The organism is Bacteroidota bacterium, from assembly GCA_034439655.1.
Lineage (GTDB): Bacteria > Bacteroidota > Bacteroidia > UKL13-3 > UKL13-3 > CANJUD01.
This window is the reverse complement of sequence record JAWXAU010000140.1, coordinates 1-11,844: the sequence shown is the minus strand read 5'-3', so window position 1 is coordinate 11,844 and position 11,844 is coordinate 1. Positions and strand designations below refer to the sequence as shown.

Below are 11,844 nucleotides of genomic sequence, written 5' to 3'. Positions count from 1 at the left end.
TTGCCTTACCAGAATATATTTTTATTGGATTTGGTCGGGCATTTTAGACCCATTCTTAAACTTTAATAGTTCTCCACCTGTGGCGGATTAGTTTTTAGAATGGTACTGCCGAACTACAATATGTCTAGTCCCCCTTTTTGGGACTATTATATATTGAGATTCGGTATAAACCACAAACATAAAAAAAGAGTTGCCATTTGGCAACTCTTACTTTAAAGGTGGGCCCACTTGGAATCGAACCAAGCACCTACTGATTATGAGTCAGTTGCTCTAACCGAATGAGCTATAGGCCCCACGAACACTAGTTTACTAGAATTCGGGTGCAAATATAGGAAGACATGGGGCTGCTAACAAATCTGTCAAAAAAAAACTATTATTTTTTTATTAGAGCGGCAATAATGTCACAGTAGTTTGTCATTACCTTTGTGGCATATCTATTGACCTCACAAGCAAAAAAATAACTACATGGCCGAAGAAGAAAAAAAACCGTCGAACCCGAATCCACAAGCCGATCCGAACAATCCGTTTAAGAAAAAGAAAAAGAATAATTTACCTCAAATTAATTTCTATTGGTTCTATATAATTCTGATAGCAGCATTTGCGGCTATATACCTTTTCCCAAAGCGTAGTGTAGAATCGGTTACTTGGTACGACATTAAAAACAAGATGCTCAAAAACCATGATATTGAAAAAATAGAAGTTGTAAAAACCAAAGACGTTGCAAAAATATATATTAAACAAGAGCGTTTAAAAGAAAGTCGTTATAATGATTTAAAAGAACAAGAATCTACAGGTCCGCAGTATTATATGGATCTTATAAATCCCGAAAAGTTTTTAACCGACCTTGGCAAAGCACAGGAAGAATATGGCTACCAAGAAAATGAAAAGATTGAACCCAAACGTATTGAAGAATCAGACTCCTCCCTATTTTTATATTTAATATATGGGGCACTATTTATTGGTGCCTGGATATTTATTATGCGTAGAGTGGGCGGCGGAGGCGGAGGCGGAGGCCAATTATTTAATATTGGCAAATCGAAAGCTACCTTGTTCGACAAGGATACCAAAGTAAATGTAACCTTTGCCGATGTGGCAGGTTTGGAGGAAGCAAAAGTAGAAGTAATGGAGATTGTTGACTTCCTTAAAAATCCAACTAAATATACCAAGCTCGGCGGCAAAATTCCCAAAGGTGCTTTGCTTGTTGGCCCTCCGGGCACTGGCAAAACCTTGATGGCGAAAGCCGTTGCAGGTGAAGCCAATGTACCTTTCTTCTCACTCTCCGGTTCCGATTTTGTGGAGATGTTTGTAGGTGTGGGTGCATCGCGTGTGAGGGATTTATTCCGCCAAGCAAAAGAGAAAGCACCTTGTATTATATTTATTGATGAAATAGATGCTATTGGCCGTGCCCGTGGCCGCTCAATGGTGCAAGGAGGAAACGATGAACGTGAAAATACCCTAAACCAACTTCTTACAGAAATGGATGGTTTCGGTACCGACTCGGGAGTTATTATACTAGCGGCTACCAACCGTCCCGATATTTTAGATTCGGCATTGATGCGTCCAGGTAGGTTCGATAGGCAGATATCAATTGATGGCCCCGATTTGAATGGTCGTGAGCATATATTCAAGGTGCATTTGAAACCTTTGAAATTGGGAGATGATATTGACCCAAAAAGATTATCAGCACAAACCCCTGGTTTTGCTGGTGCTGATATAGCAAACGTTTGTAACGAAGCGGCTTTGATAGCTGCCCGTAATAATAAAGAGTGTGTTGAAATGCAAGATTTTCATGATGCCATCGACCGTGTAATTGGTGGGCTTGAAAAGAAAAATAAAATTATATCGCCCGAAGAGAAACGAATTATCGCCTATCACGAAGCTGGACATGCTATTAGTGGTTGGTTCTTGGAACATGCCGACCCTGTAGTAAAAGTATCAATTGTGCCTCGAGGTGTAGCTGCATTAGGTTATGCCCAGTACTTACCCAAGGAACAATATTTATATACTACCGAACAACTTACCGATACTATATGTATGACCTTAGGTGGTCGAGTAGCTGAAGATATAGTTTTTGGCAGAATTTCAACTGGTGCATCAAACGATTTGGAACGTGTTACCAAAACTTGTTATGCCATGGTAACCATGTACGGAATGAACAATGCAGTAGGTAATGTGAACTTCTACGACCCGAATAACGAATACGGATTTACCAAACCATATAGTGAAAAAACTGCTGAGATTATTGATGAACAAGTTCGTGAAATGATTTCTGCAGCATACCAACGTACCAAGAATTTATTGAACGAGAAGCGTGATTCACTCGAGAAAGTAGCAAATGAACTTTTGAAAAGAGAGGTTATTTTCCAATATGATTTGGAAGAGATATTAGGCAAACGCCCCTTCCATCAAAAAACTTCTTATGATGAATTTGTAAATGGTGCTATACAGCCCGAATTGGAAGCCCTACCTCCTATCCCTAAAGCAGAAGAAGAAAAGAAAGAAGAGGAAAATCCTCCTTTATAATTCTGATAGTTTAAAAATTTCTTTCGGCTTATAACCTCGCTCTGTTAGCTCCACAGTGCAGCATTCATTCAGAGGGTCGTGTTCAAAAAACAGCACCCAATTGTTTGATGTGGCCATGTCTAAAAACGCTTTCTTCTCCTTCATAATAGATAGTGGCTCTATATCATAGCCCATATTATAATTTACAGGAATATGATGCATGGAAGGAAATAAATCGGCCACGAAGCAAACTTTTGTATCTTTACAAGGGATCATGGCTACCATCATTCCATGTGTATGCCCATCGGAATGGAATATTTCAAAAGGCAAATCATGCCCATCATCCACAAACTTTAACTGACCTGATTCTTCCATAGGCAACAAGTTTTCTTTTAGGAAAGATGCCTTCTCTCTGGGGTTTGAATCCAATGCATTTGCCCAATGTTTTTTAGACGTCCAGTAAGTTGCATTTTTGAAAGTGGTTTGATATCCTGTTCGATCATCATTCCACTCAATACCACCACCCGCATGGTCGAAATGCAAGTGCGACAAAAAATTATCTGTGATATCTGCAGTGGAAAAACCCAAATCTGAAAGCGATTTTTTCAAAGAAAAGTCACCACTCAAGTGGTAATAACTGAAGAATTTTTCGCTTTGCTTATTTCCTATTCCGTTGTCAATTAAAATGAGTTTATTTTCATCTTCAATAAGCAAACAACGCATGGCCCAGGTACACATATTGTTTTCGTTAGGTGGGTTTAGTTTTTGCCAAATGGTTTTGGGTACGATGCCAAACATGGCTCCTCCGTCGAGTTTGAAAAATCCTGTATGTATGGTATGTAGTTTCATTATGTTATATATTATTGGGCAATTTACGTGTTGTCAGTCTGTCCGCCGCGGCAGACAGACTGACATTGGTTTATACCCATAACTTAAAATGCTCTCTAGCTTGATCCTTTTTGAAAAACACCAAGCCAAAACGATATAAATCTATAGTAATTGTTACACCGGGCAAATGCTGAACTTCGAGCCAAGCTTGCTCCATTTCGCTACTCCAGTGTATATCATCCAAAACTATCATTGTATCATTGTGCGATTTCTGAGCCAACCAACTAAAGTATTTGATAGTAGGTGTAAACTTATGATTCGCATCAATAAATGCGAAATCTATTCTATCAATTAAACCTTCTGTTTGCGGAAATGTATCATCGATATTCCCTTTAAATATAGTAATGGTATCCTCTTGATCAAGCCGTTCAAAATTTTTCTCGGCAAACGCTGCAATTTGGGGACTTCCTTCATAAGTAAAAAGCTTTGCATCACCATAGAGTGCAGTTGAAATATATAAGGAGCCAATACCTAGTGAAGTGCCCAATTCTACTGCCATAGTTGGATGAGAAAATTTCACCAATCGATGAAGCAACCTACCCCACTTGGGTGTGATTGCAGAGCGTGATGCGATATCTGATATTTTAATTTTCTTGTTTATTTGCTGCCCAGCACCCAATTCTATATGTGATATATTTTGAGAATTATTACGAGTTTCATTATAATAATCTTCGGGCAAAAGATAAGCCTCATGGTTCCGCTTATCACCAATTACCTTGGTAGCCAAATCGTATACAAAGGGCGAATGTACTCCGTGCCCTCTTTTTTTGGCAGTGATAAAATGGTGGGCAAATGAACTAATTCTTGACAATTATTTACGGTCGTCGGTATTACTATATGCTTTTATTATTTCTCTTACCAATCGATGTCGCACCACATCTTCCATGGTAAGTGTAATAATTTTTATTCCATTAATATCTTTCAATCTATTTATACCACTTGGTAAACCTGATTGGTGTTGTCTAGGCAAATCTATCTGCGTGATGTCGCCGGTGATGATAAACTTGGCATGAGGTCCCATGCGGGTAAGGAACATTTTTAACTGAAGCTCGGTTGCGTTTTGGGCCTCATCAAGTATTACAAAAGCATTATCCAAAGTGCGGCCACGCATAAAAGCCATGGGTGCGATTTCAATGACACGACTTTCTATATATTGTTTTAATTTTTCGGCAGGAATCATATCATCCAATGCATCATATAAAGGACGCAGGTAGGGATCTATTTTCTCCTTCATATCACCTGGCAAAAAGCCTAGGCTCTCCCCTGCTTCCACAGCGGGACGAGCTAATATGATACGTTTTATTTCTTTGTTTTTGAGTGCCTTTACCGCAATAGCCACAGCAGTATAAGTTTTGCCAGTACCTGCGGGGCCAATAGCAAACAATATATCATTGTGCTCCATGGCTTCCACCATTTTAAGTTGGTTGGGCGTACGGGCTTTTATCACCTTGCCATTGGGGCCAAATACCAACACATCCTTATCGGTATTGGCATTGGGACTGGGGTCAGCATCAGGTTTGTGGTTTAGCAAATCAGCAACATGGGTTTCGGTGAGCGAACCTTTTTTTAGCAAATGAGAAATGAGGTGAGCTATCTTTTCTTTTACGTCCAAAATTTCGTTGTCGTCGCCCACAATTTTTAGTTGGTTGCCACGGCTAAAAATTTTGGCTTTGGGAAATGCGGCTTGAATAATTTTAAGGTTGGCGTTGTTCACACCAAGAAAGTCGGAGGGGTTCACCTCATCGAGCATGATTTCAATTTCGTTCAATTTGTGGTAAATGTTTTAATATATGGTGAGTGTTATTGGGTTAATTTTGCCCCAAAAGTAATTATAAATCTTTCCAAGTGCAAATCATTTCTTTGTTAAGCGACTGGCAAAACGAATCTGTGTATAGTGCATGGGCCAAGGCAGCTTTGCTTTCGCGGGCTAACGATTTGCAAATTATTGAATTATGCAATCAAGTTAAAAACTTCGAATTGGCTCCTGGAGCCTATTTACTCAATATTTCTTTTTCTAAGTTTCCCAAAGGCAGTATCCATATCAATTATATAAATAGTGACCAAAAGGATAAACAAATATTAATAGCCCTTGCAAATGAACAATATATTATAAGTAGCAATAATGGATTTATTTCAATGCTTGATAATATAGAAAATGTATGGGTTTGCAATACTAAAGAATCTCCATTTAATTATATAAATCTGGCTGCCGAATTTGCACAGAAGCTTAGTGCTGGAAATCACCCCGATGATTTTGCAAAGGCCACCAAAGATTATATAAACCTAAACGAGAAATATGATATGCCTTCCCTAGCGGGCAATATGCTCACAGGCCATGTAATGCATGTAGATGGGTTTGGGAATCTGCATACCAATATAAGCAAAGCCTATTTCGATAAGAATATTGGTGTCAGAAAATTCACACTTTACCTCCGCAAACACGATACCCATAATACCTTGCAAACACATTATAACGACCGCCCCGAAACAGAACTGGTAATATTCTTCAATAGTTCCGATTATATGGAAATAGCACTCAACAAACAAAATGCATCTGGATTATTGGGTATGGAATTGGGTATGAAAGTTATTATAGAGTTTTAGTCTTCGAATACGCTAAGACTGACATCAATAAAGCCGCAAATAAATATATGATAGTTAGAATCGTGCAGATGACCTTTAAACATACTGAAGTTGATTACTTTATAGAAGAAGTATTTAACCGTTCGAAAAGTTTTATACGCAATTTTGAAGGTTGTAATCATTTGGAATTGCATAGAGATGCGACAAAAAAAAATATATTATATACTTATAGCATTTGGGATAATGAAGATTGCTTAAATGTGTATAGAAATTCAGAACTTTTTAAAACGACTTGGGACAAAACCAAAGTATTATTTGCTGATAAACCCAAAGCTTTTAGTTTGGAGAAAATGGAGGAAGTACTATATTGAAAATATTGGAAAAAACCTTTAAAACACCATTGGGTATAGTGCATTGCGGTTTACAATCAGGCGTTAGTGATATTGTACAGATTGAAAGCACGATTTATAAAAATGGTAAATCGGAAATTTTAAAAACTGGAGCACATCAAATCGAAATAATCGAATTTAAGCTTAATCATGAAGTAACCGTTGCCGACTCAAGTGCATGGATTTGGAGAATTGAAAAAACTAATGAACTTACTGAGATTATTGAGACCTATTGTTTCTTTGAAAAAGGAGATACAAATGTAGAATTAGATTCTGCCAATGGAGAACATTTAGATGCAATAGAAATATATAATAATGATTGGACTTTGCATATCGGAACCGAAGATGGGGATATGATGCACAATAGAGCAACAGCCGACGATTGGCTACCAATAAGACTTGCAGCGAATATCGATATTTCTCATCCAATTACGCTAGCTCAAGAGAATGGTTTCAGTACAATTATACCTGACTTAAAAAAAGGGGAGCAAATTCATATTCAATATTTATCTGCTTACGATAAACGAGATATTGACAAAATAAATACTTGGCTAGCGGTTGATAGGTCTAAAAATGAACTGGAACTTTGGTTGAGAATTAGATAGAAACTATACATTGTTCCCACAAGTGTTCGACCTTAGTGCACAACTTGTGGGGTATAACGAAAAGAGAGTCTCTGAAGCGGCTATCTTTGTATGTGAATAATAGACAGTCCCTTTCCAGCATTCGTTAATCCCGATAGCCCTCGGAAAAATACCTACAGGAGGGTGAACGCAGGCAGCTTCCATTCTAAAAAATCACGCAATAATCTGGCGTCAGCTACTTTATAATTCCCGCCGCGGCTGGCTAACTACTTTATAATATATTACAAACACCCCGTCCTACCCCCGTCCACAGGCACATTAATTCCATTGATGTAAGCAGCTAACGGGCTTGCTAAAAAAGTAACTGCATTCGCAATCTCAGTAGGATTTCCAAATCGTCCTGCAGGAATTTCAGCGAGCATTTCTTGTGTTACTTTATCTATATCTGCACCACTATTTTTCGATTTATTTTGTATAATAGTTTCCAATCTTTCGGTACTTGTTGCACCGGGTAATACATTATTTACCGTAATTCCAAATGGGCCTAATTCCATCGCTAAAGTTTTTGCCCAACTGGCTACTGCACCACGGATTGTATTCGATACACCCAATCCTTTCAATGGCTGTTTAACTGAAGTACTTATTATATTTATAATACGACCATAGCCATGTTCTTTCATAGCTTTCGAGAGGGCTTGCACCAATATTTGATTACACAATAAATGCTGTTTAAAAGCATTCACATAATCCATAGGTTCGGCATCTATGGCTTTGCCCGCTGCGGGTCCTCCTGTATTGTTTACAAGTATGTGGCAGGCATGTGTCTCGGCCCATTCTTCTATTTTCTCTTGCAAAAAAACAGGTTGGGCAAAATCAGCAACTATATAATTGTGTACTTGACCTACTTTGGTATCCAAGGTTTGTAGGGCTTCTTCCAACTTTTCTTTGTTGCGGGCTACCAAAGTGACCGTTGCTCCTGCCATCGCCATTTGCTGAGCAGTCGCAAGGCCAATTCCTTGTGTGGAACCACATACCACAGCGTTCTTATTTGTTAAATCAATTGTTATCATATTGCTTCATTCCTCTTTATCACATATTTAACAATATATATTGAAAATTGTTAATTGCTCAATTTGGGTTTATTTTTGACCCCACAATTTTACGCACTTTATGAAACTTTCCCGTATTGTTTTTTTCTTTTGTTTTTGCTATCAATTCACGAACGCACAAAATATGATAACACCCGAAACTCTTTGGAAACTTGGTCGTGTGAACGAGCCTCGCCTTTCGCCCGATAAAAAAATGCTGCTTTATGCAGTAAAACGCTATGATGTGAAGCTGAATAAGGGTGCAAATACTTTATATAAAATTGGTTTTAGTGCCACATCTACACCTAAGGTAATGGCAGATTCTACTTATAATGTGAGTTCGGCCAAATACACGCCCGATGGCAAGCGTATTGGTTTTATATCGAGCAAAAGCGGCAAGGCTCAAGTATGGGAAATGAAAACTGACGGCAGCAATAGACGCCAAGTAACCAATTACGAAGACGATGTGAATGGCTTTAGCTATTCGCCCGATGGAAAACATTTGATGCTAATAATGGAGGTTAAACTCGACCAAACAATTAACGAACAATACCCCGACCTGCCCAATGTGAAAGCAAAAATTATTGATGCCCTCGCCTACCGACATTGGGATCACTGGGAAGATGAAAGCTATAGTCATGTATTTTATGTGAAGTATGATAGTGGACTCATTACGGGAACTCCTTATGATATTATGAAAGACCAACGCTTCGAAAGCCCTGTGCAGCCCATGGGTGGCGAGGAGCAAATATGTTGGAGTCCCGATGGGAAAAATATTATATATACCTGCAAAAAAAATTCAGGAACTGAGTATGCCCACTCCACCAATAGCGATCTTTTCCGTTTCGATATGGATACCAAAGTTACGAGTAACCTTACCGATGGTATGACAGGCTACGACCAAGACCCACAATACAGCAGCGATGGTAAAAAACTATTTTGGTTGAGCATGGAAACTCCAGGTTACGAGAGCGACAAGAACCGCTTGATGTGCTACGATTTTGATAAGAAAGATAAATATGAAATCACAGCAACATTAGATAGAAGCGTAGATAATTTTTGCATAGCCCCTAATGGACAACATATATATTTTATAGCTATTACTGAAGGCACCAAACAAATATATAGTTACGAATTCAAAAAGAAAAAAATTAAACAAATCACCAAGGGCGATCACGATTATTTAAGCGTAGAATGGCAAGATGAAAAAACATTAGTGGGTAGTAAACAAAGTATGAGTATGCCCACGGAGTTATATACTATTACTATCGACAAAGGCGAAGAAGCCCGTGTATCGCATGTAAACGATGAGTTATGGGGCAAACAAAAATTGGGCAAAATAGAAAAACGATGGGTAAAAGCCACCGATGGGAAAAATATATTAACCTGGGTTATATATCCTCCCGATTTTGACAAAGCAAAAAAATATCCTACATTATTATACTGCCAAGGCGGCCCCCAAAGCCCCTTATCGCAGTTTTTTAGTTACCGTTGGAATTTCCAGATTATGGCATCTAATGGATATATTATAGTAGCACCCAATCGCCGCGGACTGCAAGGCTTTGGCAAAGAATGGAACGACCAAATAATTGGTGATTATGGTGGCCAATGTATGAATGATTATCTCTCAGCAATTGATACTTTAAGTAAAGAGAAATATGTAGATAAAGACCGCCTCGGATGCGTAGGTGCAAGCTTTGGTGGTTATAGTGCTTATTGGTTGGCAGGTCATCATAACAAACGTTTCAAATGTTTTATATCGCATTGCGGTATGTTCAATATGGAAAGTTGGTATGGCACTACGGAGGAAATGTTCTTTGCCAAAAACGACCAAAAAGGTTCGTACTGGGACAATCCACAAAACTATAATAAGTTTTCACCACACAACTTTGTAAAAAACTGGGATGCTCCTATTCTTATCATACATAATGAAAAAGATTTTCGTGTACCCATTGGCCAAGGAATGGAAGCATTTACTGCAGCCCAAAGCCGCAATATACCTAGTCGTTTCCTTTACTTCCCCGATGAGAACCATTGGGTAAGTAAACCACAAAATAGTATATTATGGCAACGAGTATATTTTGAGTGGTTGGGCAAGTGGTTGAAGGGGGAATAGGATTTCCACTTTCATCTTTCAAACTTTTTCAGGATCTAAATCTATTAAATTTATAACATTTAAATTAAAATAGCAGATGGAAAAAATAATCAACTTGCATATAGAAAAACTACCTGAAGGATATTATCTAGCAACTTGCGATAGCATTCAAGGCTTGGTAGCACAATGAAGAACATTTGCTGAAACTATTGAGATTGCAAATGATTTGGCGAAGAAATTATACCGAAACTCAATATATAATAGTCCAAAAGAAAGAGACTACCCCCCCGCTTAATCCCGATAATTATCGGGATTAAGCGGGGCTTTCGGGCTGTAGTTCGGCGTCACCATTCTAAAAGCTATAATAGTCTTTGGACTTTTAGTTTAAGAATTCGTATTACTAGTCAGGGAATTTCTCTCCAGGTGCAAAAACAACCTTCGATATTTTATTATTAACTGCATCTACTGTATGGATATAACGATATATAGCTCTTATATCCATTTCGTTCATTCTGGAAAAAGCACCCCAAGGCATGGGCGATCCTTTGCGAATGCGTCCTCCCGTTTTGAACCTATCAACAAAACCCTGTTCGTCCCAAGCTGCCATAATACTCGTTTCTTTATCAGGTGTAATATTTGGGGTCATAAATGAATAACCTTCAGAGTATGGATCTGGAGGTAAACGCAAACCACCCGCAAATGGACGGCCTGTAAATTTACCTGTCTTTAAATCTCGCTCAGTATGGCATCCTACGCAGTTAGCCACACTGTTGGCTAGGTATGAACCGTATTCTTTGCTCGTATCTATTACTACCGATTTAGGTGGTGTACCCATTGGGGGCGTGGGTGTTATTCCTCCAAAAGCCATTATTGCTTTCCCTAAAAACGTAAGTTCACTTTTTTTCAATTCATTTTTCACAGCGGGCTGCGATTTCAAAAACGAAACTATTGCGGTGAGGTCATCATCGCTTATATCTTGAAAAGGCATAAATGGAAACATAATACTACCATCATGTTTAACCGAGTGACGCAAAGCACGGGCAATCTCGCCATCACTAAATTTGCCTATCCCAGTTTCCATATCGGGTGTGAGATTAGGTGCTCTAAAAGTTCCCGGGGGAATAGACAACTCCCAGCCGCCGCTCAATGGTATTTGTTCGCCATTTTCTACATCCTTATATTTTTCCATGGGCACATGGCAGGTTCCACAATGGGCAGGACCAAAAGCTAAATAGCGACCTCGTGCAATTACTGCAGAGTCTTTACTGGCTTTAATATCAGGAAATGGGGCATCAAATTTTTTGTCCCACGATGCAAAAATAAAGACGACCAATCCAATGATTATAACGCCTAATACTGCAACAATTCTAAGAATAATTTTTTTCATGATTTTAGTTTTTGGTTAATTTAAATTAAAGATTTGGCAAATGTAATGGATATGATTTAAATATTGTCATTTAAGCGTCATGGTTTTTTTTGAAGTAGCTGAAGAACCTGAATGGAATGATATTAAAGGCTATATTTGCCTAGATGAAACCAAGACCTAAATTTGTTAAACATTTGATATTTACTTAATTTTTTTAAGTGTTCTTTTACTTGCAACTAGCAAAGGTTTTGATGATATTACTCTTCTATTATTAAGCCCATTAGTTCTAATTGGTCATAATATTATTACCTTATTTATAGGCTTTGTAATTAAAGATAAAGGGTTGATT

At 38.3% G+C, this 11,844-nt stretch carries 10 protein-coding genes, 1 tRNA gene and 1 pseudogene; 6 read left to right on the top strand and 6 right to left on the bottom strand.

What is annotated here, in order from left to right:
• Positions 1-219: 219 nt before the first annotated feature.
• Positions 220-293: transfer RNA gene (locus tag SGJ10_09955), tRNA-Ile, on the bottom strand.
• Positions 294-465: 172 nt separating this feature from the next.
• On the opposite strand from SGJ10_09955, the gene ftsH reads away from it, so the two are divergent.
• A complete protein-coding gene (ftsH, locus tag SGJ10_09950; protein MDZ4758442.1) occupies positions 466-2,523 on the top strand; it encodes an ATP-dependent zinc metalloprotease FtsH in 2,058 nt (685 codons plus the stop codon).
• Here ftsH and SGJ10_09945 read toward each other — a convergent pair.
• From SGJ10_09945 to SGJ10_09935, 3 genes are all read right to left on the bottom strand, one after another.
• Positions 2,518-3,351 (bottom strand): MBL fold metallo-hydrolase, encoded by an 834-nt coding sequence (locus SGJ10_09945; protein ID MDZ4758441.1) that lies wholly within the window; start codon positions 3,349-3,351, stop codon positions 2,518-2,520. The genes ftsH and SGJ10_09945 overlap by 6 nt on opposite strands.
• A 70-nt stretch (positions 3,352-3,421) precedes the next feature.
• Positions 3,422-4,201 carry a class I SAM-dependent methyltransferase gene (locus SGJ10_09940; GenBank protein MDZ4758440.1) on the bottom strand — a complete coding sequence of 260 codons (780 nt, stop codon included), beginning with the start codon at positions 4,199-4,201 and terminating at the stop codon, positions 3,422-3,424.
• Positions 4,202-5,158: a PhoH family protein gene (locus SGJ10_09935; GenBank protein MDZ4758439.1), complete on the bottom strand. Its 957-nt coding sequence runs from the start codon at positions 5,156-5,158 to the stop codon at positions 4,202-4,204.
• Positions 5,159-5,235: 77 nt separating this feature from the next.
• Here SGJ10_09935 and SGJ10_09930 point away from each other — a divergent pair, with 77 nt between their 5' ends.
• Genes SGJ10_09930 through SGJ10_09920 form a run of 3 tightly spaced genes read left to right on the top strand, consistent with a single transcriptional unit; the run spans position 5,236 to position 6,967 of the window.
• Positions 5,236-5,994 (top strand): SAM-dependent chlorinase/fluorinase, encoded by a 759-nt coding sequence (locus SGJ10_09930; GenBank protein MDZ4758438.1) that lies wholly within the window; start codon positions 5,236-5,238, stop codon positions 5,992-5,994.
• Between the two features lie 47 nt (positions 5,995-6,041).
• Positions 6,042-6,344, top strand: a complete 303-nt coding sequence (locus SGJ10_09925) for an antibiotic biosynthesis monooxygenase (protein MDZ4758437.1) — start codon at positions 6,042-6,044, stop codon at positions 6,342-6,344.
• Positions 6,345-6,349: 5 nt separating this feature from the next.
• Complete coding sequence (locus SGJ10_09920) at positions 6,350-6,967, top strand: hypothetical protein (protein ID MDZ4758436.1); 618 nt, start codon at positions 6,350-6,352, stop codon at positions 6,965-6,967.
• 260 nt (positions 6,968-7,227) lie between these two features.
• On the opposite strand, the gene SGJ10_09915 is transcribed toward SGJ10_09920, so the two are convergent.
• The gene (locus SGJ10_09915) at positions 7,228-8,013 is read right to left on the bottom strand and encodes an SDR family oxidoreductase (protein ID MDZ4758435.1); all 786 of its coding nucleotides are present in this window, start codon (positions 8,011-8,013) and stop codon (positions 7,228-7,230) included.
• A gap of 103 nt (positions 8,014-8,116) precedes the next feature.
• Between SGJ10_09915 and SGJ10_09910 the strand changes: the two genes are divergently transcribed.
• Together SGJ10_09910 and SGJ10_09905 are read left to right on the top strand one after the other, a co-directional pair.
• A complete protein-coding gene (locus SGJ10_09910) occupies positions 8,117-10,150 on the top strand; it encodes a S9 family peptidase (GenBank protein ID MDZ4758434.1) in 2,034 nt (677 codons plus the stop codon).
• Between the two features lie 76 nt (positions 10,151-10,226).
• Positions 10,227-10,316 (top strand): annotated as a pseudogene (locus SGJ10_09905) (DUF1902 domain-containing protein).
• 213 nt (positions 10,317-10,529) lie between these two features.
• Here SGJ10_09905 and SGJ10_09900 read toward each other — a convergent pair.
• Positions 10,530-11,516 carry a c-type cytochrome gene (locus tag SGJ10_09900; GenBank protein ID MDZ4758433.1) on the bottom strand — a complete coding sequence of 329 codons (987 nt, stop codon included), beginning with the start codon at positions 11,514-11,516 and terminating at the stop codon, positions 10,530-10,532.
• Positions 11,517-11,844 lie beyond the last annotated feature (328 nt).

What these genes read in the sequence shown, in the direction of transcription:
- ftsH (MDZ4758442.1), top strand. Translation starts at nt 466, where the DNA reads ATGGCCGAAGAAGAAAAAAAACCGTCGAACCCGAATCCACAAGCCGAT.
- SGJ10_09945 (MDZ4758441.1), bottom strand. Translation starts at nt 3,351, where the DNA reads ATGAAACTACATACCATACATACAGGATTTTTCAAACTCGACGGAGGA.
- SGJ10_09925 (MDZ4758437.1), top strand. Translation starts at nt 6,042, where the DNA reads ATGATAGTTAGAATCGTGCAGATGACCTTTAAACATACTGAAGTTGAT.
- SGJ10_09910 (MDZ4758434.1), top strand. Translation starts at nt 8,117, where the DNA reads ATGAAACTTTCCCGTATTGTTTTTTTCTTTTGTTTTTGCTATCAATTC.
- SGJ10_09900 (MDZ4758433.1), bottom strand. Translation starts at nt 11,516, where the DNA reads ATGAAAAAAATTATTCTTAGAATTGTTGCAGTATTAGGCGTTATAATC.